Genomic DNA, 25,925 nt, shown 5'->3' with positions numbered 1-25,925 from the left:
ATCATAAATGGTCTGGTATTGTAAAAAGTGGTGCAATATCATGAATATATAACGGAGGCATAGAAATGATTAATTTCAATGAACCACCTTATATGGAAAAAAGCATGGATTATATCCGTAAGGCGGTAGAGAACAAGAAGATTTGTGGAGATGGAGAATTTACAAAGAAATGTAATGCCTGGTTAGAAGAACATACCGGGACAAAAAAGGCATTACTGACAACATCCTGTACCCACGCAACAGAACTGGCAGCTATTTTATCCGGGATTCAGCCGGGAGACGAAGTGATCATGCCGGCATATACCTTTGTATCTACAGCAGATGCCTTTGTCTTAAGAGGTGCTAAGGCGGTGTTTGTGGATATCCGTCCGGATACCATGAATATAGACGAAAAACTGATTGAACAAGCGATTACCGATAAGACGAAAGCGATCGTTCCGGTACATTATGCCGGAGTATCCTGTGAAATGGATACGATTCTTGCAATTGCAGAGAAATATCATCTTCTGGTAATTGAAGATGCCGCCCAGGGTGTGATGTCTTTTTATAAGGGAAAGGCACTTGGAACCATGGGAGATTACGGATGTTACAGTTTCCATGAGACAAAGAATTACAGTATGGGAGAAGGCGGAGCACTTTTAATCCGGGACGAGAAAAATGTAGAGAATGCAGAAATTGTCCGGGAGAAAGGAACAAACCGTAGCAAATTCTTCAGGGGACAGATTGATAAGTATACCTGGGTAGAAGCGGGTTCTTCTTATCTGCCAAGTGAGTTAAATGCAGCATATCTTTATGCACAGCTTGAAGCAGCGGATAAGATTAATGAAAAACGTCTGTCTATCTGGAACCGCTATTGGGATGGATTGGAAAAATTATCTGATGAGGGTAAAATTGTCCGCCCAACGATACCGGAGGGCTGCGCACATAATGCACATATGTTTTATCTGAAAGCAAGGGATTTAGAGGAAAGAACAGCTTTAATCAGTTATTTAAAGGAACAGGGGGTACAGGCTGTATTTCATTATATTCCATTACATACAGCACCGGCAGGTCGGCGCTATGGTATGTTTGCGGGAGAAGACCGTTATACAACGAGGGAAAGCGAGAGGCTGGTCCGCCTGCCGTTATATTATAATCTGTCATTGGAACAGGCAGACTATGTGATAGATAAGGTTAATGCATTTTACAAAGAGAGATAAATGAAAATACAGGAAAGAGGACAGAGTAAATGGTTATTGTTATTGGGGCAACAGGATTTATTGGAATGTATACCGTAGACCGCTTCTTGGAAGAAGGTTATGAGGTGCTGGCAACTGGAAGAAATGCAATCATGAAGCAGGAACTGGAAGCAAAAGGCGTTACCTGTGTGTCATTGGATATTTCGAAAAAAGAAGATTTTGAAAAATTACCGACAGAAGGTGTAGAGGGTGTCATTTTACTGGCAGGTCTGCTTCCGGCAAATGCACCGGTGGACATTGCACAGGATGAGAATGCTGCAGATTATATTCGCATCAATGTGGAAGGAACGATAAATGTGCTGGAGTACTGCCGCAAGAATGGCATTCAGAAAGTGATCGCTACCAGCAGCTATGCAGATGTAAGAAATGCATGGAAAAAGGGTGTTGCACTTAAGGAGACAGAACCGAGAGATTTCATGTATACAGGAGACCATGCAGTATATGTGATTTCCAAGAATGCAGCCAATGATGTAATGGAATATTATAATGAACAGCATGGCATGCAGTGCGCTTCTTTCCGTCTGCCGCCGGTATATGGTGTTGGCCCGCATTCAGAAATTTATGTTAATGGCAAATATTATAAGACGGGAATCCAGACTTTTATCGAAAATGCAGAAGCTGGAAAAGATATTGAAATCTGGGGAGATCCACAGATTTCCAGAGATATTATTTATGTAAAGGATGTTGCACGGGCATTTGTGCTGGCGTTACGCAGTGATAAGACCTATGGCCTTTATAATATGACATCCGGTACAGAACTTACTTTAGAGAAGCAGGTGCAGACTGTTATTGATGTATTCGGACCGGATAAGGGCTCTAAGATTGTATACCGTCCGGACAAGCCGAATAATACACCATCCTTTTTGTTTGATATGACAAAGGCGAAGGAAGATTTCGGATTTGTGCCGGAATACCTTTCTTATCGTGCGATTATGGAAGATTATAAAAAAGAATTAGAAAGCGGAAGATGGGATAAGTTTATCGCAAGCCGCCGCAAAGAAAGTTAAATGCCGGGAGGACAGGCAATATGAAGAAAATTGTAATTATAGGAGCGAATTCTTTTCAGAATCCGCTCATTTTAAAGGCAAAAGAGATGGGATATGAGACACATGTATTTGCATGGAAAGATGGCTCTATCGGAGAACGGACAGCAGATTATTTTTATCCCATCAGCATTGTGGAAAAGGAAGCAATCTTAGAAGAATGCCGGAGGATTCAGCCAGATGCAGTTGCAACAATAGCATCTGATCTTGCCAATATTACCGTGCAGTATCTGGCAGAGCAGCTTGGATTACCACATAATTCTGACAACTGTATCTATATATCTACCAATAAATTTGCCATGCGGGAAGCTTTTTCGAAGCATGGTGTGCCTACACCGGGCTTTGTCAGTGTATGTGAAGGGGATGATTACGCGGCAGCTGTAGCAGATATGCAGTTTCCAATGATAGTAAAACCGACCGACCGTTCCGGAAGCCGCGGTATTATGAGGGTGGAACGTCTTGAAGAGATTGCTCCGGCAGTGGAAGAGGCAGTGCGTAATTCCTTTGAAAAGAAGGCAATTATTGAAGAATATATCGAAGGCAATGAATATAGCTGTGAATGTATTTCTTATCAGGGCAGACATCATGTGCTGGCGGTGACAAAGAAATATACCACAGGATATCCTCATTTTATTGAGACCGGACATATGGAGCCACCGGAGCTTTCTGAAATCGAAATGAACCGGGTGAAGGAATTTATTCCGAAGGCACTTACTGCTCTTGAGATTGAAAATGGTGCTTCTCATTCAGAATTTAAACTGGATGCCGATGGCAATGTAAGAATCATTGAAATCGGTTCCCGTATGGGTGGCGACTGTATTGGCTCCCATCTGGTATATTTATCTTCCGGATATGACTTTGTACGCATGGTAATTGAGACTGCTTTGGGACAGGAACCGGAACTGACACCGGCACATGAGCCGATGTGTGCGGGAATCCGCTTTGTGTTTACAAAGAAGGATCTGGATGTTTTGGAAGAGATTAAGAGCAAAAGTCCGGAACTGCTTCAGATGGTAAGTGAAATGGAACCGGTAGGGGAACATCAGGTAGTAGACAGTGGAAGCCGTTTTGGTTATTACATTCTGGCTGGAAAAAATCAGGCAGAGATTAAGGATTGGTTGGAACGATGAGTAAAGTAGAAGGAAAGAAAAAGTGGATACTGCTGATTTTACTGCAGCTGGTAATTATGATATACACATTATCCGGTGTGGCAGCGAAGTTTGCTGCAGGATATGAGTTTTTATCCATGGGATTTATTCTGTGTTACGGAGTGGAAATCTGCATCCTTGGATTGTATGCCATTTTCTGGCAGCAGATTATCAAAAGGGTTGATTTGTCGGTAGCATATGCAAACCGGAGCATTGCGATTTTGTGGTCTATGATCTGGGCAGCACTGATTTTTGGAGAACATATTTCGGTACAGAATATTATTGGTGTCCTTCTGGTAATTGCCGGCACCATGATTGTGAATAAGGAGGGTTAAAAGATGATATACTGGCTTTTTCTGGTGGCATCCGTAGTAGTAGCTTCCTTTTCGCAGATTTTGTTAAAGAAAAGTGCTGCAAAAAAATATGATAATGTAATAAAGGAATACTTAAATCCATATGTCATCATTGGATATGCCATGATGGTAGGAACTACCGTATTGACGATTCTGGCATATCATGGAATTGAATATAAGAATGGCCCGGTCATTGAATCTCTGGGCTATATCTTAATTATGATTTTAAGCTTTTTCTTTTTTAAAGAGCCGATTACAAAGCGTAAAGTATTTGGAAATGCACTGATACTGCTTGGCATTATCGTGTTTTACCTATAGGAGGGTATGAAAATGGATATATCAGTTGTAGTTCCGGTCTATGGATGCCGGGCAGCGCTGCATGAATTGCATAGACGTCTGGTGGAATCGGTAAGTACCATCACCGATGATTTTGAAATTATTCTGGTAAATGATGCCTGCCCGCAGAATTCGTGGGAAGTAATCGAAGAAATCTGTAAGGAGGACAGCCGTGTAAAGGGGATTGAATTATCCCGGAATTTCGGACAGATTATGGCAATAACTGCAGGACTGGATGCCTCAAAAGGAGACTGGGTAGTGGTGATGGACTGTGATTTACAGGACAGACCGGAAGAAATCCCGAATCTTTATCGCAAGGCTCAGGAAGGTTATGATGTGGTCTTTGCCAGAAGAGTACATAGAAAAGATTCTTTCTTAAAGGTATTAGTATCTAAAATATTCTATAAGATTTATTCCTTTGCATCGGATGGACACTATGACCCGGCAATCTGTAATTTCAGCATCAGCAAACGGGTGGTAATCGATAATTACTGCAAGATGCGGGAAATGCACCGTGCCTTTGTAATTTATGTGAAATGGCTTGGCTTTAAGCAGACAGCAATTGATGTGGAACACGATTCCCGTTTTGAGGGAAAATCCTCTTATAACATGAAGAAGCGTTTTAAGATGGCGGGAGAGATTTTAACCTCCCAGTCGGATAAACTTTTGAAATTCACCATGGGCTTTGGATTTCTGATGTCCATCATTTCAGCACTGGTGATTATCGGACTGATTATCTATTATTTTACCGGTCATGTGGCAGCAGGCTGGACCAGTATCGTAGCAACTAACTGTCTCATCGGAGGAATTATTATTATGGTAGTCGGTCTGGTAGGCATTTATGTAGGAAATATCTTTATGCAGTCAAAACAAAGACCCCTTTATGTGGTACGCCAGATGCTGAATGAGGAGAAGGAAGATGCAGATTCAAGTCGATAGGAAGAAATGGTTAAAAAATGCAGCAGTATTGCTTGCAGAACTGGTTCTGATTCTTACAGGGCTGGTTCTGGTGGGAACGGTTGGAGAACGGGGATTTGACAACTGGAAAATATATTTTACTTTCCAGCAGGAAAAACAAAATCTTGAAGAAATAAAAAGCTCTGCTAATGATTTAATCCAGGATGAGGATGGATATATTACGGGAGAAGACAGTTTCTTTATTATTCCGGTAAATGCAGATAAACTCTTGGATGTTGAAATGAATCAACTGAATCAGGAAATTACAGGTTTTATCTGGCAGTCAGAAACAAAAGAATTTAATAGTGATCCAGCAACATATACTTATCAGCTGGGGCATAATCCAATTCAGGTGGAAAAAGGAACAAAGTATATTAAACTATTGATTTCAGATGTACAGGGACTGCATTATAATATTAACCAAATCTCTTATCGAAATCCATTTGAAGTGTATGTACGAATTCATAAGAAGGCTATTTTTAAAATAGCAATTGTATTATTGCTGGTTGGAGTACTGGTAAAAGGTGTGGAATATATTTCGGAAGATAGAACAAAACTAAAAAAAACTGCTTCCATTACAGTATTTCTTTTTGTGGTTGGTATCACCGTATTATATATTTTTCATGATTATATATTTGGTGACAGACTTTTTATCTTTGCGGATATTGGCTCAGATACCATCCAGCAGTATTATCCATATTACATGAACTGTGTAAGAAGAATACAGGAAGGAACATTTGGTATCTGGAACTGGGATTATGGTTTGGGAACAAGTCTGATGAACAATATTTCACAGACGTTGGATCCATTTGGATTGTTTGTAATATTAGGTGGAGTAATCGGTGGAATCTCAAAGGTAAGAAGACTGCTTGTAGTAGCGCAGATATTGAAGATTGTTTTATCGGCACTTTTATGCCGTTATTTTTTGAAAATGTTTCATGTTTCAGAAAAAGCAGCATGTGTTGGCGGATATCTTTATGCATTTAATGGTTATCTGATGTTATGGGGACAACATTATTTGCTGGGAACAATTTGTGTATACCAGATAATAATTTTGATTTTCCTGGAGAAACTGTTACGGGAAGTCAAAGTAAAATATATTGCGGGATTGGGAGTCGCAGTCGCAGCATCGACATTATACAGTTATTATAATACATATATGGCACTTGCATTTGCTGCAATATACTGTGTACTCAGGCTGATTAATCCGGAGCTGGACTGGCAATGGAAAGACAGATTAAAACGTGCGGCAACAGTCTTTGGAACAATTATATGTGGCGTATTTATGGATGCGGTGACATTATTGCCGGCAGCATCTTACCTGACTTCCAGTTCGACAAGGCTGGATTCCAGTGAGTCTGCAATTACAAAGTTTTTAAGTGGTCTGTTTTCTACTTATACAATGGATGCCAATATAGAAACAACGGGTCGTCTTATATCAAATAATACTTTTTGCATTAACCAGTTAGAGCATGCAACGGGTTGGGGAAATTATTATGAGATGCCAAATGTCTGCCTTACTGTATTTATATTTATATTTCTGGGACAATTTCTTGTACGTAAAATAAGAGAGTGCAAAAATACAAAACAGCTGGTATATGGAATCTTTGTGACAATGGTAGGCGTATTTATTTTGTATAATCCGGGATTTGCCATTGCGTTTAATGGATTTGCATATGTGCAGGCAAGATATACTTTTGTAATCATGCCGGTAGCAGCATTGCTGGTAGCAACAGAATGGGAAAGTCTGATTGTAAGAAAAAAAATCAGTATTTTTGGATTGGCATTGGGGCTGGCGGCAAGTGTTGGAGTGCTGTTACAGACCGGTCGGAGAGCGTCTGGTGAAGTGATAAAATATGATGGACAGCTTATTGTTTTGTGCCTGATCTTTGCAGGATTGCTTGGAATTGGATATTTTTGCAGAACAAAAAAGATATGGGGGATAGTAGAAGTTTTCCTTGGAATATGTCTGATTATTTCTGTGGGAAGGGAAAATTATATTACCAATAATGAGCGGGTAACGGCTTATGCTTCGGGAGAAAAAATAATTTATTCTGATAAAGGGATGGGAAATGATACGATAGATGCATTGAAATATTTAAAGGAGAAAGATGATTCTTTTTACCGCGTGGAGAAGACATACTCATTTTCTTCAACGTATGGAGATTCGTTGATAGCCGGATATTCTGCTATAACTGATTATAATAGTACCATAAATCGCAATTTGTCATCTTTTTATACAAATCTGTACAGTAGCCAGAAGGTGACAGATGCTCAAAGGGCATTTATTGTGACAGATGAAACAGAGATTTATCCGATGCGGTTGATTAATTTAAAATATATTTTAAGTACATCTGAAATTGATTATTCCTGGTGCCAATATGTACATAAAATAGGGGAGGTATATATATATCAAAATATATATGCAGATTCAGTTGCTTCTTTTTATGAAAAAACTATTTCACAGGAAGAATGTGAAAAAATGGATGAAGGAAGTCGCCGAAAACTTTTAGGGGATACCTTGATTGTCAGGGACAGACAGGATATGTTATCAAAGGAAGAACCTGGACAGACGGACATTGGAGATTTTAAAGTAGACGGTTCTTCACTTGAAGGTACTGTTTCGAATGAGAAGGAAGGATTTCTGCTTTTGACTATTCCAGATCAGGAAGGCTGGGAAATCTATGTAGATGAGGAAAAAGAAACAATCATAAATGGTGATTATGGATTTACTGCAGTAAGACTGAAACCTGGAGTTCATAATGTGCAGGCGGTATATCATATTCCAAGGTTAAAGGAAGGTATTATAGGAAGTGTACTTGGAATCATTGTTTTAGCTGGAGTATGTCTGATATTGCATTTAAAAGATAGAAAACGAGGTGTGGGTAAGCAGAAATGAAAGAGAAAATAAAAAAAATTCCGGTTAAATATTGGATCGCAATTGGTGTATTTTTAATAATTTCAGTTTTGATGGTAAAACATAGAAACGTATTTTATGAATCAAGACAGGATAATTATAATGATAGAAGTGGAGAGAATGATGTAATTCCAGCTGAAGAGACGATTGTTACACAGTATTTTGAAATAAAAGAGAGTGTGCAGTCGATTGCACTTTTAATGACAAATGATTCAGGTCAGAATGTTGTTATAGATGCAGGGCTTTATAATGCAGATACAAATGAATTACTAGCTAGCGCACAGACCGATTTACCGGATTCCAGGGGGGAAGAGTCGGTAATAAGTTTTTCATTTTCATCTGGTGAGGTGAGTGGAAGACAGAAAGTATATCTTACGCTGCAGGAAGAAACTCCTGTTGATGAGGTGAATTACTGTGTACTGAAAGGGGATTATGAATCCGATATGGCAGTAAATAATCAGGAGTCAGGAACAAGACTTCGGATGTCTGTTATTTACGGCGGAGGATTAAATCTAGCATTTTTTGTTTTATTCGGATTAGGAGCAGCTGTAGTTGTTGGTATTTGTGTGTTGCCGAAACGGTTAGAACGTCCGGAGTATATATTTGTTATTTTAGCAACAGTAATGGGAATTGCAATGGCGTTAATTAATCCGCCGTTTCAGGAATGTGATGGTCCATCGCATTTTTATAAGGCAATGGATGTTTCTTATGGAAATATACTGGGCTCTTTTGGTAATTTTTCCCATGGGGATGGTGTGATAAATGTTCCTGAGAATGTGAGTGATATTTCATATCGGCAGATAACACCGGATGGAAGTGAAGGAAGTGAATATGTAAATTATTTAAAAACTCATAAATTTTCAAATGTTAAGGTTGAAATGACATATTATGAAAGTGTGACGTCGATTGTATATTGGCCACAGGGATTTGGAATTTTCATTGGAAGAGCATTGAATTTAAGTATCTATGGTGTCATTTTGATGGGAAGACTGTTTAACCTGTTAACTTATGTTATGCTTGGATTTTTTGCAATTCGTTTTATTCCCTGCTATAAGAATTTACTTGCAATGCTGGCAGTAATGCCTTTAAGTATATATCAGGCAGCTTCGCTTTCGCAGGATGCGGTACTGAATGGATTTGGGTTCTTATTTATTGCGTTATGTTTATATTATGCTTTTGATGAAAATGTCAAGTTGTCATGGAAACATACGTTACTGCTGGGCTTTTTGTTACTTGGAATGTTCTTGTGTAAATATGTTTATGCATGTATGGGATTGTTGGTATTTTTGATTCCAAAGAATAAATTTGAAAGTAACCGAAAGTATTGGAAAGCATTTGCAATAACCTTGATACCATTTGCTATTTTATGCATTTATATCATGTCTCGGGTTTCAACGGGAATTAGTGGGCTTCAGGCAGTTGGTGGAGCATCCAGTGATATGACACAGTTACAGTATCTGATGGCTAATCCGCTGGTGGGTGTAAAGGTAATATTCTCTACTGTTTTGGTACAAATAAATGAATATTTGCATCAGCTTAATATACTGGGAAGCCTGAATTATCCACTTAGTATGCTTATGATTATTGCACCGTGTTTTCTGACTACAGTTGGAATGCTGGATGGTCAGAGTATGAATGGAAAAATAAAAGTAAGACAGAGGGTATTACTAATCGTTACTTTTATAATTACAGCAGTGGCAGTGATGCTCGGACTGTATATTGCTGATGGTTATGCAAACCCGGTAGGGGCTGCTGTTGTGGGAGGAGTACAGGGAAGATATTTTATTATTCTTATAATTCTTCCATTTATCGCATTAGTCAGTGATAAAATAAAACATAACATAAATCATTTTACAATAAAGGTATCTGCAATCATGGGAATAATGCTTCTCTATGCATTGTTTATTCTGATTAAGACCTGTTATTAAGGAGAAAGGGCGAATAGAGGAATGGGATGGAACATTGGTAGTACAGCTTTTTTTGTGGCAGCAGTGATATTAGTTTGGAGCAGTATTTTTGGCTTGTATAAAAGTGAAGAAAAACAGACCGGAGTGACATGGATAGTAATGTTGCTTATTTTATTAAACTGTTATCACACATTTTGGGCGGCGGTTTTAGATTTAGTACATATCCCGATAAATATTATATCAATTGGAATCATTGATATGATAACAGGAGGTATAGTATGGTTTTTTAATTGGAAAAAGAAGAAATATCAGAAATATGAGTTTGCGGTAAGTGATTTGATGTTTGTCGTAACAGCCGTAGTTGTTTTAATTATTTTTGCAAAAACAAGATATGGTGGAACAGCTCTTAATCTTAATTTCCTTACAATTGATCCAGCGAATCATTTCCGGGCAGCAATGGACCTTGTGAATGACGGAACTGTTACAAGTATGTTTTATGAAACTGTTTGGAATGGATTATTTATAGAGATGCTGGCACCACTGGCAACAGTGGACTATTACTACCGTTTTTATGTTTTGAGTGAACTGATTCAGGTGTGCCTTTCTGCATTTGTTTTCTATGGAATAGCAAGAAAGTATGGTAAAGACCGTTTCGGCAGGGTTGCAGCGTACATTCTTTCCTTTGTATATATGATTGGATATCCTATGTGTTCCATGATTTATGGTTTTACATATCTTGGAATGGGTGTTACCGTTGTAGGTATGTTGATTATTTTAACTGATATGTATTTAAAAGAGAATATGGGAAAATGGATGAACATCATTTTCCTGATGCTGGGGTGCCTTGCTATTTTTGAATGCTATGTGATGTTTATGCCGGTGACCTTTTTTGCACTAATTACCTGCATTTTTGTAAAACAATGGAAAATGCATAAGTTAGTATCACAAGACACCGTGGTAACCTGTCTGGCAGTGTTCCTGATTCCGTGTATTCTTGGATTTGTATATACATATGCCGGTGTATTTAAAGATGGGGTAACGGTATCCAGTGCAATTGTGAATGAAGGGGCATGCTACAGGGATCTTTTTTCTAATTTTGTTATATATATACCGCTGATTTTATTTGGATTCTATGCAATGTGTAAGAAAGGGGATAATAATCTTGTATTGTTTTTGGCACCTTACACATTTGTATTTACATTGTTACTGCTTTGGAAAACGGTTACAGGTAAGGCATCTACATATTACTTCTATAAAATATATTTTTTGTTGTGGTTAATAGCTTTTGTATTAGTATTTTATGGAGTCGTTTATGCACAAAAGCAGACCAGAGTCCTGATAACAGGATACTTTATTACCTGGATATTTTTGGTTGGAATGTATCTGGGAAAAGTAGAGGAACGTATCCAGATACATAATAGTCTTATGGTTTCGTCATATAAGGCAGAAGCATATAATGATTTATTGCATTATAATTACATAACGTTTTGGATGCCAGGATATTCGAAAGAGAAAGAGGAATTATATCATTGGGTTTACAATGAACTTTTAGAACAAGGAGAGGAACTTGTTCCGATGGCAGGATACTGGGAGGATGATTTGTGGTATCAGGCAATTACGAATCAAAGATATTATGGCTGGGGACAGAGTGATCCGAATCACACAGATTATTTTAATCATTTGAATGATTCTGGAGCAGAGTATATACTGGTATTAAAAGACAGCCAGATTTATCAGGATGAACAGGCATATTTTGATTCACTGGAAAGGATATATGATACGGAAATCGGCTTTGTAGGTAAGCTAAATGAAAAGTAAGGAATGATTCATATGGATAAGAAAGTAAATGTATTATTATCGGCTTATAATGGAGAGAAGTATATTCGTGAACAGATAGAAAGTATATTGGAACAGTCTTATAAAAATATTGAAATATATGTAAGAGATGATGGTTCAAAAGATGGAACACTGACTATTTTAAAAGAGTATGAAGAACGAGGCCTAGTTCATCTTGAAGCAGGAAAAAATGTCGGCTTTGTGAAAAGTTTTGAGTGGCTGATTGCAAATGGCGGTGAAGCAGATTATTATGCCTTTAGTGATCAGGATGATTTTTGGTTTCCGGATAAGATAAAAATGGCATTGGAATTGCTGGATAAAAGCCCATCGGATGTTCCTGTTTTGTATTTCTCAAATTATGATTATTATGATGGCGGGTTAAATTTTGTGGCACATAGGGACTGTAAACATCCTAATATATCTTTTGCAAATTCAATGGTAGACTGTGTTTCATTGGGCTTTAACAGTGTATTTAACCGTAAAGCTAAGGACATGGTAACAGAACAGATGCCAAAATATTCTACCGGACACGACTGGTGGATGTATATGGTGTGTGTTGGCATGGGAAAGGTTATATATGATGAACGTGCAACCGTAAAATACCGTAGAACAGGGAGCAATGTTAGTAACAGCGGGGATAGCTTTTGGAAAGCACAAGTTTGGAGGTTTAAAAAGTTTTTCCTGAATCACTATTTTAAGTATATCAGACGTCAGATTCGTGAATATGCGGAATTATATAAAGATAAGCTGAGTGAAGAAGATAGAAAGACTCTTTATCTGTTTACACAAGAGGGATTTCATCCAATAGTAGCATTGAAAAAAGTGTTTTATCCGCATAAATTGCGTCAGGGAATGATTGATGAAATCTTTGTCAGAGTACTGTTCCTCATCGGAAGGCTGTAAGTTGCAAATTTTAAGAAAACATAGTAAACTGTATAAGTTAACAAGAAGGAGCAACGATGAAATTTACTGTTTTAATTGTAACTTATCATCCAGACTGGACGAAATTGTTAGTAACTCTGGATTCTGTCATGGCACAGACCTTTAAGGATTATGAAATCGTAGTCTCAGATGATGGTTCAGAAGAAAACTGTTTTGATAAGATAGAAGCATATTTTGCAGCACATCAGTTTGCAGATTATACCCTTGTTCCTCATGAGAAGAATCAGGGAACGGTAAAAAATCTCATAGATGGTCTGGCAAAAGCAAAAGGAAAATATGTCCGGGATTTTGGCCCGGGAGATGCATTCTATAATGAACATACCCTGCAGCAGGTGTATGACTTTATGGAAGAGAACCGGTATGAGTCCTGCTTTGGTCTGATGCGGGGGTATTGCCGCAGGGAAGATGACGGTGTAGATTATGTGGAATTTCCGCATCCCTTTGATTTATCTCCGTATAAGAACTGGAATGAGGATAAGATTGTAAAGAATCTGGTGCTGTATCGGGACAATGCTTCCGGTGCATGTACCTGTTATACCGTAGACTATTATATGACTTATCTTAAGAAGATAGAGGGAACGGTCATTTATGCAGAAGATATTTTTCAGATGATGGCAGGCTTAGATGGCAGACCGATGCATTTCTTCCCGGATTATCTGGTATGGTATGAAGCCGATACCGGAGTATCCACTAAGAAGAAAAGCAGCTTCTCGGAGCTTCTTGCACAGGATGTAGACCGTTTCTATGCCATGATTCAGGAGCAGTACAGCGATAATCCATATGTGAAGAAGCAGAAAAAGGTATTGGGATTATATAAAATCAGAAACCTTTATCTTCGTACTTTGTTACGGCTGTTCCGCAATCCGGATGCCATCCGTTATCTTATAAGCCATATGCTGCAGGCACGAAAAGGCGCATACCGGCCATTACATCAGCAGAAGGGATTTTTAGATAATCCGGAATTCGGCAAAGAAAAAGCAGAGTAAGAAGAGAATTGAAACAGGAACTAAAATAAGAGCGAAAATAGAAAGTAACATAGAAAAGAAACGAGAAAAGCAGAACACAGGAATGTGGAAGAAGGAGAATGTCCATGGAAGTGATTAAGTACAGATTTCAGCAGCATGGGGATGAACGCGGTCAGCTGGTAGCATTGGAAGAGATGCGTGATATTCCATTTGAAATTAAGCGTGTTTACTATATGTATGATACCGTAGATGGTGTACGAAGAGGCTATCATGCACACCGGTGTTTAGAACAGATTCTGATTCCGATTCATGGAACCTGTAAGATTCATCTGGATAACGGCAGTGAGACGGCAGAGGTCTTATTGGACAAGCCATATGAAGGCTTATATATTGCAAATAATATGTGGCGGGAAATGTATGATTTCTCTGAGGATGCAGTGCTGATGGTACTGGCATCAGAATATTATGATGAAAATGATTATATCAGGGATTACGATAAATTTCTTGCATTTGTAAAAGAGGAAAATAAGGATAAGTAAAGGAGAATTGCCATGAAAATACCATTTGTGTCATTTGAGAAAATGCATGATGAAATCAAGGACGAACTTACCGGAAAATTTCAGCAGGTTTTAGCAAAAAACTGGTTTATCCAGGGAGAAGAATTAGCAAAGTTTGAAGAAGAGTATGCCGCATATTGTGGCGTGAAATACTGTGTAGGTGTAGGTAACGGACTGGATGCACTGTTCCTTCCACTGAAAGCATATGGAATCGGGACAGGTGATGAAGTCATTGTTCCATCCAATACCTTTATTGCAACTGCACTGGCAGTTTCTTATACAGGTGCAATTCCGGTATTTGTAGAGCCGACTTTAGAGTCCTTTGACATTGACCCGGCAAGAATCGAAGAGAAGATTACCGATAAGACCAAAGCAATTATGGCAGTACATCTTTATGGACAGCCGGCACCAATGGATGAAATCATGGAGATTGCAAAACGTCACAATCTGAAAGTAATCGAAGATTCTGCACAGGCACATGGCGCACTCTATAAGGGAAAACATGTGGGAAGTCTTGGAGACGGAGCCGGATTCAGCTTTTATCCGGGCAAGAACTTAGGCGCATTAGGAGATGCCGGAGCTTTTGTAACCAATGATAAAGAACTGGCAGATAAAGTACGTGCCCTTGGCAACTACGGTTCTGATTATAAATATCATCATATCTATCAGGGAAATAACTCCAGACTGGATGAGATGCAGGCAGCTTTCTTAAGAATTAAATTAAAGAATTTAGACCGCTGGAATGCAAACCGTATTGAGACAGCAGAGAAATATCTTGCCGGAATTAAGAATCCGGAAATCGCACTGCCAACTATAATGCCGGATACGAAGCATGTATTCCACATCTTTGCAATCCGCTGTGCACGCAGGGATGAATTAGAGAAGTTCTTAAATGAAAAGGGAATTGGAACCAATAAACATTATCCGATTCCAATGCATCTGCAGGGCGCATATGAAAGCCTTGGCATCAAAAAGGGAGAGCTTCCACTGGCAGAAGAGATTTCTGCAACAGAGCTTAGCATTCCGATGTACTATGGAATGACAGAGGAAGAAACCGGATATGTCATTGATGCAATCAATGCATTCAAATAGAAGAGGAGAGACTATGTTTCGATTTGAAAAATATGAGGACAGTTTAGAGGAACAGTGGGATAAATTTATCACAGAAAAATCCATAAACGGAACCTTTTTACAGAGCCGCCGGTTCTTCAATTATCATCCGGCAGGCAGATTTAAAGATGTATCTTTGGTAGTATATAATGAGAAAAATAATATCGCAGCCCTGATTCCTGCATGTGAATTGGAGCAGGATGGAAAAAAGGTATTTTTCTCCCACAAAGGAACCACCTTTGGCGGTATCATTATCGACAAGAAGCATCACAATGCCAAACATGTAGTGGTATTAGTAGAAGAATTAAAAGATTATCTTAAGGAGCAGGGCTATAACGAGGCTTATCTTAAGATGACTTCCGATATTTTCTCAGAAGTAGAAAGTGATTTATTCCAGTATGCATTCCAGCATGCAGGCTATACGGAGCATAAGGAACTGAGCACTTATGTAAACTATGCTACCTATAAAGAGGCAATTCTATCTAACTTTGCACAGGGAAAACGTACCAATGTACACAACTGTGAGAAGGAAGGTCTGGAATGCAGACCGCTGACGACAGATGATGAGATTAAAGAATTCTATGATATTCTCTGTGAGAACCTTTCCAAGTATGATACCAGACCGGTACATACTTTAGCAGAGCTCTTAGATTTCAAGAATGACCGTTTTCCGAAGGAATGTGGCTTCTTTGGCATTTTCAAAGAGGATGAAATGTTAGCTGGCTCCATGATGTTTTATTTCGATAAAGTAGGCTGTGCCCATACACAGTATCTTGCTGCAAGACAGGCGTTTAATAAATTAAGCCCGATGACCTTTATGTATTATTCCATGATTGTGGAAATGAAGAATCGTGGCTATAAACGGATTTCCTGGGGAACAGCAACCGAAGATTTAGGTAATTATCTGAATATGGGACTGATTACCAGCAAAGAAGACTTCGGAAGCTCCTATTGTAATAACCTGACCTACTCCATTACATTGTAGGCACTGGAGGATAGTATGAAAGTAAGCGTCCTTGTGACTTTTTATAATCAGGAAGATTATGTGGATGAGGCATTGCAGAGTGTCTTTGACCAGAAATGTGATTTTGATTTTGAGGTGCTGATTGGTGACGATGGTTCTACCGATGGCACCATGGCAAAATTACAGAAATGGAAGCAGAAATATCCGGACAGAATGGAAATCTATGTGATGGACCGGGAACCTGGTGTGAAATACAACAGCAGCCAGCGGGCATCAAGAAACCGTCTGAATCTTTTGCAGTATGTAAAGGGAGAGTATTTTGCTTATCTCGATGGGGATGATTTCTATATCGATGACCATAAACTGCAGAAGCAGGTAGAGATTATGGATCAGCCGGAAAATGCAAAATATGCAGTCTGTGCCCACAATGTCTATGCCTATGATGAGAAGACGAAAGAAAATACACCATTTTTAAACTGCAATCATACGATGAAATTAAAGGGAACAACCTATTGGGGACGTTTCTATTTCCATCCGGATTCTATTCTGATGCGAAGTGCCTATATCAAGGATATTCCGATGGATGTGGTAGCAGATTATTTTAATGATAATACCATTACGTTCTGTTTTATCAAGCATGGGGATGTATATTATATGCCGGATATTATGGCGAGCTATCGTCAGACCGGAGACGGCATCTGGACGGGAAATTCCAGGTTTATCAACTATCTTAGAAATTTGATGGACTATGACTTGGAGCAGAAGATTGCACCGGAATTTATCCGCTACAGTCTCGTACGTCACCGGGCAGATATGAGTTTCATGCATAAATGTAAGGAACAGCCAGCCGGAGAAAAGGTGGCTTTCTATGAGGAAAAGATAAAAAAAGACGGACTTACAGTATCCGAGGCGTGGTTAGAATATTGCAAGACCGGAAAGATGTCTGATAAAAAGGCATTAAAATTATACCGGAAGGCAATGCTTTGGTATTTTGTATGCCATGTAAAATGGCTGTTCATTGACAGTTTATTATTACACAATTAGGATATCTGGAATGGATGGAATCAAAGATGAGTGAGAAGAAAAAATTTGGCTTTGTGGTATTGCATTATTGCACTCTTGATATGACAAAGAAGTGTATTGCGGCAATTCAGGAGAAAATGGCACAGGCTGATTATGAAATTGTGGTAGTAGATAATGCGTCCGGCAACGGAACCGGTAAAGATTTAGCAGAGTGCTATAAAGACACAGAGCATGTAAGTGTTCTTTTGAGTAAGGAAAATCTCGGCTTTGCCAAAGGCAACAATCTTGGCTATGTATATGCAAGAGAAGATCTGCACTGTGATTTTATCTGCGTGATGAATAATGATGTGATTTTATTGCAGGATAACTTTGCACAGCTGGTGGAGGCAGCCTATGAAGCACATCAGTTTGCAGTAATGGGACCGCATATTGAATTAAAGGATGGCAGGGAAAATGCCATGTATTATGAAATTGCATCCATTGAGGGTTTGAAAAAAGAACGCCATGTATATGAGACGAGATTAAAACACATTACCTCTTCCATTTATCCGCTTTGGAATCTTTGGGACAGAGCAAAGCTGCTGCTTCGCATCTTCCTTGGAAAGATTCATGTCATGCCGGAATTAAAGAAACATGAAGACTGCACAGAAGGCTCCTTGGAATATCAGGATGAGCTGGTACTGCATGGCTGCTGTCTGATTTTCTCGCCGATTTATCTTACAAAATATAAAGATGCATTCGTACCGGATACCTTTATGTTCCGGGAAGAGGAACTTTTATATTTAAGATGTAAAGAAGCGGGAATACCGATGGTATACTGTCCGGAGGTAAGAATTCTTCATCTTGAGGATATCTCTACGGATTATATTTATAAGACCGAGCGCAAAAAAGAAATCTTTAATCTGGAGAATCAGATTAAATCGCTTGGAATTCTCTTGGAACATTTAGAGGCAATGCAGAAGTAACAGCGAGGACATATTGTGAAAGAAGTAAAATCAATCAAATTTAACTTTATAATGAATCTGATTCGGGTTTTGATGACAATAGTATTCCCGCTGATTACCTATCCATATGCAACGCGGGTACTGAATTCTGCCGGAGTGGGACGGGCTGCCTATGTAGCATCCATTGTCAGCTATTTTCAGCTGGTAGCATCCTTTGGTGTTAATAATTATGCCATTACAGAGGGTGCAAAAATCCGTGACGATAAGGCAAAATTAAATAAATTTGCTTCGGAGATGTTTTTCATCAATCTGGTATTTACGGTGCTTGCTTATATCGGATTTGCAGGTGCGTTGTTCCTGCCGAAGTTTGACGGCTATGAAATGCTGCTGTTAATCAGCAGTTCTACGGTTCTATTTACCACCCTTGGTATGGAATGGCTCTATGAACTGTTGGAAGAGTATGAGTATATTACGATTCGTTCTGTCATTTTCCAGGTAGTAGCACTTGTAATGCTATTTGTGCTGGTACGGAATGAAGGTGATGTGGCATGGTATGTGGCATTGACTGCGGTATCTACCGTTGGCTCCGGTGTGCTGAATTTTATTCACAGCAGACATTACATCCATTTATTTGAAACAAGAGTCCATTGGGCTGATATCAAGGTTCATATGAAACCGATGGTATATATGTTTGGCGTTTCGATTGCATCTGTTATTTATCTCAATTCCGATATTACAATGTTGGGATGGATGAAGGGAGATAAGGATGCGGGAATCTATACAACGGCATCGAAGATGAATCAGGTTTTGTGTACGCTGATTAAATCTCTGAGTACGGTTATCATGCCCCGGATGGCATATTATCTTGAAAATGACCAGAAGGATAACTTTGACCGGCTGTTAAAACAGGCATTCCGTTTTATGATGATGTTAATTGTACCATGTATGGTGGGTATGCTTTTGATTTCGCCGGAAGTCATTCATCTGATATCCGGTAAGAATTACAGCGAGTTTTTCCCGAGTGTTACAACATCGAGAATTCTTGCCATCAATTTGTTCTTCTCGCCGATTAACGGCTTTATTGCATATCAGATATTTATGCCAAAGAAGAAAGAGAAGATTATTTTCTGGGCAACCTTGGGTGGCGCAATCAGTAACCTTATCATTAACTACCTGCTGATTCCGGTATTAAGCTACGATGGAGCAGCAATTGCTACCGTACTGGCAGAGGCAATGGTAATGTTAATCTGCATTATCTTAGGACATAAGATGATACCGTTTAAGGGAATGATGCAGGGTGTCTGGAAATATGTCATCGCATCCGTTCCGATGGTCATTGCATATGTGCTGTTTCAGAAGGTAACTTTCAGCAGTTATTTGATTTATATGTTACTGATGATTATAATTGGAGTAGTAACCTATGGCATTATGCTTTTAATCTTAGGGGATGAACTGGTGCGTGAAGAAGTACGCATGATATTTGGAAAATTGAAACACAATGAAAAATAAGGAGGATACACATGAAAATTGCAGTAGCAGGAACCGGTTATGTGGGATTGTCAAATTCCATTTTATTAGCACAGAATAATGAGGTATGGGCAGTCGATATTGTTGAAGAGAAGGTCGATCTGATTAATCATAAGAAATCGCCAATCGTCGATAAGGAGATTGAAGAATATTTAGCAGAGAAACCATTGAATCTGCGGGCTACCACAGATGCAAAGGCAGCATATGAAGGAGCAGATTTTATTATCATTTCCACTCCGACCAACTATGATGAGAAGAAGAATTACTTTGATACATCATCCGTAGAAGCCGTAATCAAGCTGGTTATGGAATATGCACCGGATGCAATTATGGTTATCAAATCTACAGTTCCGGTTGGCTATACCGAAAAAGTAAGAGCACAGTTTGGCAGCAAAAATATCATCTTCTCTCCGGAATTCTTAAGAGAAGGAAGAGCATTATATGATAACCTCTATCCATCCCGTATCGTAGTGGGATATCCGAAAGAGGATGAAAGCTTAAGGGCAAAGGCAGAAGAGTTCGCCGGCTTATTAAAACAGGGTGCTATCAAAGAGGATATTCCGGTATTATTAGCACACCTCACCGAGGCAGAAGCAATCAAATTATTTGCAAATACTTATCTTGCACTGCGTGTTTCCTATTTTAATGAGCTGGATACCTATGCAGAGGTAAGAGGATTAAATACCAGACAGATTATCGAAGGCGTAGGCTTAGACCCGCGAATCGGTAACTATTATAACAATCCGTCCTTCGGATATGGCGGATACTGCCTGCCAAAGGATACCAAGCAGTTACTGGCAAATTATGCGGATGTTCCAAATGATATTATCGGAGCAATCGTTGCAGCCAATACGACAAGAAAAGATTTCATTGCACAGCAGATTTTAGATAGAAATCCTTCTGTAGTAGGTATTTATCGTCTGACCATGAAGACCAATTCCGATAACTTCCGCCAGTCTTCTATTCAGGGCGTTATGAAACGTCTGAAAGCAAAGGGCATTGAAGTAGTGATTTATGAGCCAACCTTAAAGGATGACAGCTTCTATAATTCCAAAGTAATCCATGACTTAGACGAGTTCAAGAAGATGTCCGATGTTATTGTATCCAACCGTAACAGTGCAGACTTAGAGGATGTGCAGGACAAGGTATATACCAGAGATATTTATGACAGAGATTAATTTTAGAAAATAAAGCTGCCTGATTAGAACGACGAGATTAGCGCAGTGAGATTAGAGCAGTGAAAAAAGGAGACAAGATGAAACTGAGCCTTTATAACCTCAGAAAAGGTTTCCGATATTTAAAAAATTATGGTTTAAAGGAATTCTTTATCCGCCTGAAAGAAAAAGGAGAACCGGAGCAGATTTCCTATGCAGAATATGCAGCAGCCCATAAGGTGACAGAAGCACAACTTAAGATACAGACAAAAGAATCTGATAAGTGGTCCTATCGACCGCTTATCAGTTGTGTTTATATGGGAGAAAATAGAGAAGATGCGTTGGCTATGTTAGAACAGCAGAGCTATACCAACTGGAATCTAACCTGTATCGATAAGCTCTGTACCGGAAAAGAAATAGAACTTTCCGGGGAATATGCAGCGCTTATTGAGGCGGGTGACACCTTAGAACCGGATGCTTTCTATGAGCTTGCCCATGCCATTGCTTTTCCAAAAGAGACAAGGCAGTCAGGAATTCACTGGGAAGAAATCGGAAAGCCGGATTTGATTTATACGGATGAAGATGTCAGATGTCCGGATGAATCAAAGACAACGGAGACAGCAGAGCCTCTTTTAAAGCCGGACTTCAGCCCGGATTATCTGGAAAACTACTGTTATATCAGACATTTATGCTGCATCAGAAAAACGGTATTCCTGCAGGCATTGAAAGAAAATGACGGAAATCCTGCAACAGAAGAACTGATCTGCCGGGCGGCAAAGCAGTCCGATAGTATCATCCATATTCCCAAAGTGCTTTATCATACAAAGGCAGAGCATGCACCGAGAGTAGAGCATGCATCTATGGCAGCAGGCAGTCACGAAAAGAAGCAGCCACTGGTATCCATTCTGATACCGAATAAAGACGAAAAAGCTTCTTTGGAAAAATGCATCACATCCATTCGGCAGGGCAGCTACCGGAATTATGAGATTATCATTATAGAAAATAACAGTAAAAGCGAAGAAATCTTTGATTATTATAAAGAGCTGCAGATGCAGTATCCGGATATCCGTGTGGTAGAATGGAAACCTGAAATACCGGGTACTTTTAATTATTCAGCCATTAATAACTATGGAGCATCCTATGCAAAGGGTGAATATCTTTTGTTCTTAAACAATGATATTGAGATTATAACAAAGGATTACATGGAACGGATGCTTACCCTGTGCGGAAAAGAAAATACCGGAGCAGTGGGAGCAAAGCTTTATTACCCGGATGATACGATACAGCATGCCGGAATTGTCATAGGCATCGGTGGACATGCCAGAGGAATTGCAGCCAATATGTGTGTAGGACAGGTACGCAGCGATAGTGGGTATATGTATAGAGCCAGCCTGCGGCAGAATTTAAGTGCAGCAACAGCAGCATTTCTTATGGTGCCGGCAAAGGTGTTCCGTGAGGTGGACGGATTCTGCGAAGCTTTATCAGTAGCATTTAATGATGTGGATTTGTGTCTTAAAATCCGGAAGAAGGGTTATCTTATTATATATGAACCATCCGTAGAAGCGTACCATTATGAATCAAAGTCCAGAGGACAGGAGGATACAGAGGAGAAAGTACGCCGTTTTCAGGAAGAGATTGAATATATGAGAACCCGCTGGATTGATATTTTAAAGCAGGGAGATCCCTATTATCATCCCGGACTGACCCGTTACCGGACAGATTATTCCCTGGGACAAAAGCACTAAGGCATTGCAGAATTTGTAAGAAAGTGGTAACTTTGTAACTGAGTATAGAGAAAAACAAGTAACAGGGAGGTAGAGTTACACATGATGAAAGTTTATATTTGTCCGAAATGTGGCTGGATACGGACGGTTTCAAGAAGAAATGAAGTGGAATGTTTTAAATGTGGAAATGAAAAGATGGTTCTGGCAAAGATTCCTTATGAGAAATATGGGAAGATGAGTGAGAAAGAACGGAAAGACTATTCGGAAAGCTGGCTGTATATTCACAGAAACAGCATTTGACAGAAGAAGAACATACTTTTTTCACAGAAAATTAAGAAAGAATTCGGTTGTACCTGACAGGGTAGGACTGGTATAATATTCCTAAAAAGATGGCTTGTATTGCATAAGAGGGAATAGATTATGTATAAAAAAGAACGAAAAAGCTGGATGAAGCATCTTGACTTTACGATTCTGGATATTATCTGTCTGGAACTTGCATATGCCTTATCCTATTTTATGCGTTTTGGAAGAAAAAATGAGTTTTTAAATGAGGAATATCAGCGATTAGCGGTAGTCCTTATTTTGATTGATATCTGCGTGGTATTTTTCGGCGAATCCTATAAGAGCATTCTGCGGAGAAAGAATACGCAGGAATTTAAGCATGTTGTTGTTCATACAACAATCATTGTTGCCGGAATGATGGTATATGGATACTGGACCAGACAGTCTGACTTCTCCAGACAGATTTTCCTGATGTTCTGGGGACTGTCTATGATTTTTGAATTTGTCGGCCGTTCCGGGCTTAAGAATTTTATTAAGAAAAAGATGATGAATGACAGAAATCTGTCTGCCATGATAGTGGTAACGACAGATGAACTGGTGGAGAGCTGTCTTAAGGAATTTGAAAATCTGCCATACCGGGAATTTGCCGTGCGTGGAGTTGTTGTAGTGGATGCAATGCGTAAGGGAGAAATTATCCGGGGCATTCCGGTGGTAGCAAATGCAGATGATTTCTTTGAATATGTAAAAAATAATGTGGTAGATGAAGTATTTATCAATGGCAATACGATAGCCAGCAGCCAGGCACTGGCAGATGATCTGCTGGAAATGGGCGTTACGGTGCATTTTAATCTGGTACATGCTTCCAAGCTGATGCCGAATAAAGTAATCGAGCAGTGTGGAAATTATATGGTCTTAACTTCCAGTATGTGTATTGCAACACCACGTCAGTTGTTTTTGAAACGTCTGATGGACATTGTAGGCGGTTTTGTGGGATTGGTGATTGCCGGTATTGCTACCATTATTTTTGCACCGATTATTAAGAAACAGTCACCGGGACCGATTTTCTTTTCCCAGATTCGTGTGGGGAAAAATGGCAGGAAATTCCGCTTTTATAAATTCCGTTCCATGAATGTAAATGCAGAAGAACAGAAAAAAGAGCTGATGGGGCAGAATGAGATGTCAGGGCTGATGTTTAAGATGGAAGATGATCCGAGAGTATTTCCGGTTGGCAGGTTCATGCGGAAGTTTTCCATTGATGAACTGCCACAGTTCTGGAATATTTTAAAAGGGGATATGAGTCTGGTAGGCACAAGACCGCCGACGGAGGAAGAATTTGCCGGATATGAGGCAAGGCACCGGGCAAGACTCGGAATTAAGCCGGGGCTTACCGGAATGTGGCAGGTCAGTGGAAGAAGTGACATTACGGATTTTGAAGAAGTGGTACAGCTGGATACCTACTATATTACAAACTGGTCACTGGCATTGGATATTAAAATCTTGTTTAAGACCATTCAGGTTGTTATAACAGGAAAAGGATCGAAGTAAGCAATGGGATTAACGAAAAAGGCTGCATATGCAGTTGGAATGATACGCAAGCATGGACTCCGGGGACTGGCGATTAAAGTAATGGAAACAAAATATGAGCCCATAGACCATGAATATACGAAAAACTGGCAGAATTATATGGTGACAAAAGAAGAATGGAAGGTGCAGCGGAATACGTTGTTTGAACATATGCCGCTGGTTTCTGTTGTAGTACCATTATATGAGACACCGGAATGCTTCTTACGGGAACTGATAGAGGGCATGCTGGGACAGTCCTATGAAAACTGGGAACTGTGTCTTGCAGATGGAAGCCCTACCGATAAAATCGAACGTTTTCTTGCGGAAAATTATAAAGAGGATGCAAGAATACGTTACCGCAGACTGTTGGAAAATGGTGGGATTTCAGAGAATACCAATGAGGCAGTTGCGATGGCAATGGGCGAATATATCGGATTATTGGATCATGATGATGTGCTGGCTCCCAATGCCCTTTATGAAGTGGTGCGGATGTTAAATGCCCATCCGGATGCGCAGGTGATTTATTCCGATGAAGATAAGATTGATGCAGAATCCGGGATACACAGCCGGCCGCATTTTAAGACGGATTATAATCCGGAATTGCTGATGCATTATAATTATATCTGCCATTTTCTGGTGGTAAAGAAGACCATGCTAGAGAAGGTGGGGGATTTCAATCCCTGCTATGATGGTGCCCAGGACTATGAACTGGTGCTCCGCCTGACAGAGCAGACGGCTGCCATTTATCATATTCGAAAGATTCTTTATCATTGGAGAATACACAGTGGTTCCACGGCAGGCAGTTCCCTGTCCAAGGATTATGCCTATGATGCGGGAAAGCGGGCATTGGAAGCTTACGTGCAGAGGCGGAAAATCCCGGCAGAGATTAAAGAAGCCCAGGGGCATAATTCTTATGAAGTGATTTATGAACAGGAAGTTCCGGAGCCGGAGCTTATTAATCTTGCGGAAATAAAGGAAAAAGATGCTTTAAATGAACTGGTAGAAAACAGCACAAGGGAATATCTTTTCATTTATGACAGCCGTCGCACCAGATTGCTTGGGGAGAGAGAACGAAAAGAACTGGCACAATATGCCTGTTTAAATAAAGTGGGACTGACAGGTGTCCGGTTTAAAAAACACCGGAAGTTAGTTTCGGCAGGCATTGGCGTATTACCGGATGGAAAGATGGGATATCTTTTTGAAAAACTTCCGGTCTGCTTCAAGGGATATTTCAACCGGGCAGTGCTTCCGCAGAATGTCAGCGCCGTTCCGCTGGAACAGTGTATCATAAAGAAAGAAGCATATCTTAAGGCTGGCGGAATTGATCTGGATAAAGAACCGTTAGAGAGAGCAATAGATTTTGCCGGACGTCTGCAAAAAGCGGGATATCAGATTATGCTGGATGCAAAACTTACAGCAGTTTATAAGGGATAGA

At 39.7% G+C, this 25,925-nt stretch carries 22 protein-coding genes; all 22 read left to right on the top strand.

Annotated elements, in window-relative coordinates:
• Positions 1–65: 65 nt before the first annotated feature.
• The 22 genes from rffA (at position 66) to DWX65_RS05345 (ending at position 25,924) form a co-directional block, all read left to right on the top strand.
• Complete coding sequence (gene rffA, locus DWX65_RS05450) at positions 66–1,199, top strand: dTDP-4-amino-4,6-dideoxygalactose transaminase (protein WP_118173007.1); 1,134 nt, start codon at positions 66–68, stop codon at positions 1,197–1,199.
• A gap of 29 nt (positions 1,200–1,228) precedes the next feature.
• A complete protein-coding gene (locus DWX65_RS05445; protein ID WP_118173006.1) occupies positions 1,229–2,245 on the top strand; it encodes an NAD-dependent epimerase/dehydratase family protein in 1,017 nt (338 codons plus the stop codon).
• A gap of 20 nt (positions 2,246–2,265) precedes the next feature.
• Positions 2,266–3,411 (top strand): ATP-grasp domain-containing protein, encoded by a 1,146-nt coding sequence (locus tag DWX65_RS05440; RefSeq protein ID WP_118056474.1) that lies wholly within the window; start codon positions 2,266–2,268, stop codon positions 3,409–3,411.
• Positions 3,408–3,764 (top strand): transporter, encoded by a 357-nt coding sequence (locus DWX65_RS05435; RefSeq protein WP_117698685.1) that lies wholly within the window; start codon positions 3,408–3,410, stop codon positions 3,762–3,764. The genes DWX65_RS05440 and DWX65_RS05435 overlap by 4 nt, the downstream gene beginning before the upstream one ends.
• Before the next feature lie 3 nt (positions 3,765–3,767).
• Positions 3,768–4,100, top strand: a complete 333-nt coding sequence (locus tag DWX65_RS05430; protein WP_117698686.1) for an EamA family transporter — start codon at positions 3,768–3,770, stop codon at positions 4,098–4,100.
• Positions 4,101–4,112: 12 nt separating this feature from the next.
• Complete coding sequence (locus DWX65_RS05425) at positions 4,113–5,057, top strand: glycosyltransferase family 2 protein (RefSeq protein ID WP_117698687.1); 945 nt, start codon at positions 4,113–4,115, stop codon at positions 5,055–5,057.
• Entirely contained in the window at positions 5,038–7,974 is a 2,937-nt protein-coding gene (locus DWX65_RS05420; protein WP_158564703.1) for a YfhO family protein, read from the top strand. Before DWX65_RS05425 ends, DWX65_RS05420 begins: the two co-directional genes overlap by 20 nt.
• Positions 7,971–9,920, top strand: a complete 1,950-nt coding sequence (locus DWX65_RS05415) for a DUF2142 domain-containing protein (protein ID WP_118173004.1) — start codon at positions 7,971–7,973, stop codon at positions 9,918–9,920. Before DWX65_RS05420 ends, DWX65_RS05415 begins: the two co-directional genes overlap by 4 nt.
• A 21-nt stretch (positions 9,921–9,941) precedes the next feature.
• Positions 9,942–11,717: a hypothetical protein gene (locus tag DWX65_RS05410; RefSeq protein ID WP_118173003.1), complete on the top strand. Its 1,776-nt coding sequence runs from the start codon at positions 9,942–9,944 to the stop codon at positions 11,715–11,717.
• Between the two features lie 12 nt (positions 11,718–11,729).
• On the top strand, positions 11,730–12,638 hold the full coding sequence (locus DWX65_RS05405) for a glycosyltransferase family 2 protein (RefSeq protein WP_158552104.1): 909 nt from the start codon (positions 11,730–11,732) through the stop codon (positions 12,636–12,638).
• Positions 12,639–12,694: 56 nt separating this feature from the next.
• Complete coding sequence (locus DWX65_RS05400) at positions 12,695–13,663, top strand: glycosyltransferase family 2 protein (RefSeq protein WP_118173002.1); 969 nt, start codon at positions 12,695–12,697, stop codon at positions 13,661–13,663.
• Positions 13,664–13,767: 104 nt separating this feature from the next.
• Positions 13,768–14,181, top strand: coding sequence for a sugar 3,4-ketoisomerase (locus tag DWX65_RS05395; RefSeq protein WP_022244453.1), 414 nt, complete (start codon positions 13,768–13,770; stop codon positions 14,179–14,181).
• A gap of 12 nt (positions 14,182–14,193) precedes the next feature.
• The gene (locus DWX65_RS05390) at positions 14,194–15,291 is read left to right on the top strand and encodes a DegT/DnrJ/EryC1/StrS family aminotransferase (protein WP_118173001.1); all 1,098 of its coding nucleotides are present in this window, start codon (positions 14,194–14,196) and stop codon (positions 15,289–15,291) included.
• 13 nt (positions 15,292–15,304) lie between these two features.
• Positions 15,305–16,294, top strand: coding sequence for a GNAT family N-acetyltransferase (locus DWX65_RS05385; RefSeq protein ID WP_118173000.1), 990 nt, complete (start codon positions 15,305–15,307; stop codon positions 16,292–16,294).
• 15 nt (positions 16,295–16,309) lie between these two features.
• On the top strand, positions 16,310–17,317 hold the full coding sequence (locus tag DWX65_RS05380) for a glycosyltransferase family 2 protein (protein WP_118088230.1): 1,008 nt from the start codon (positions 16,310–16,312) through the stop codon (positions 17,315–17,317).
• Between the two features lie 26 nt (positions 17,318–17,343).
• Positions 17,344–18,261 carry a glycosyltransferase family 2 protein gene (locus DWX65_RS05375; protein WP_158564702.1) on the top strand — a complete coding sequence of 306 codons (918 nt, stop codon included), beginning with the start codon at positions 17,344–17,346 and terminating at the stop codon, positions 18,259–18,261.
• A gap of 15 nt (positions 18,262–18,276) precedes the next feature.
• On the top strand, positions 18,277–19,749 hold the full coding sequence (locus tag DWX65_RS05370; protein ID WP_118172998.1) for a flippase: 1,473 nt from the start codon (positions 18,277–18,279) through the stop codon (positions 19,747–19,749).
• 11 nt (positions 19,750–19,760) lie between these two features.
• Positions 19,761–20,945, top strand: a complete 1,185-nt coding sequence (locus DWX65_RS05365) for a nucleotide sugar dehydrogenase (protein WP_117946440.1) — start codon at positions 19,761–19,763, stop codon at positions 20,943–20,945.
• Positions 20,946–21,022: 77 nt separating this feature from the next.
• Positions 21,023–22,666, top strand: coding sequence for a glycosyltransferase family 2 protein (locus DWX65_RS05360; RefSeq protein WP_117698698.1), 1,644 nt, complete (start codon positions 21,023–21,025; stop codon positions 22,664–22,666).
• 81 nt (positions 22,667–22,747) lie between these two features.
• Positions 22,748–22,945: a hypothetical protein gene (locus DWX65_RS05355; RefSeq protein WP_022244445.1), complete on the top strand. Its 198-nt coding sequence runs from the start codon at positions 22,748–22,750 to the stop codon at positions 22,943–22,945.
• Positions 22,946–23,065: 120 nt separating this feature from the next.
• Positions 23,066–24,472, top strand: coding sequence for a sugar transferase (locus tag DWX65_RS05350; protein WP_118172997.1), 1,407 nt, complete (start codon positions 23,066–23,068; stop codon positions 24,470–24,472).
• A gap of 3 nt (positions 24,473–24,475) precedes the next feature.
• On the top strand, positions 24,476–25,924 hold the full coding sequence (locus DWX65_RS05345) for a glycosyltransferase family 2 protein (protein WP_118172996.1): 1,449 nt from the start codon (positions 24,476–24,478) through the stop codon (positions 25,922–25,924).
• The last annotated feature ends 1 nt before the right edge of the window (position 25,925 follow it).

It is taken from the genome of Roseburia sp. AF20-18LB (assembly GCF_003461185.1).
Taxonomy (GTDB): domain Bacteria; phylum Bacillota; class Clostridia; order Lachnospirales; family Lachnospiraceae; genus Roseburia_C; species Roseburia_C amylophila.
Note: the sequence above shows the minus strand (reverse complement) of the source record. Positions and strands in the feature narration are given on the sequence as shown.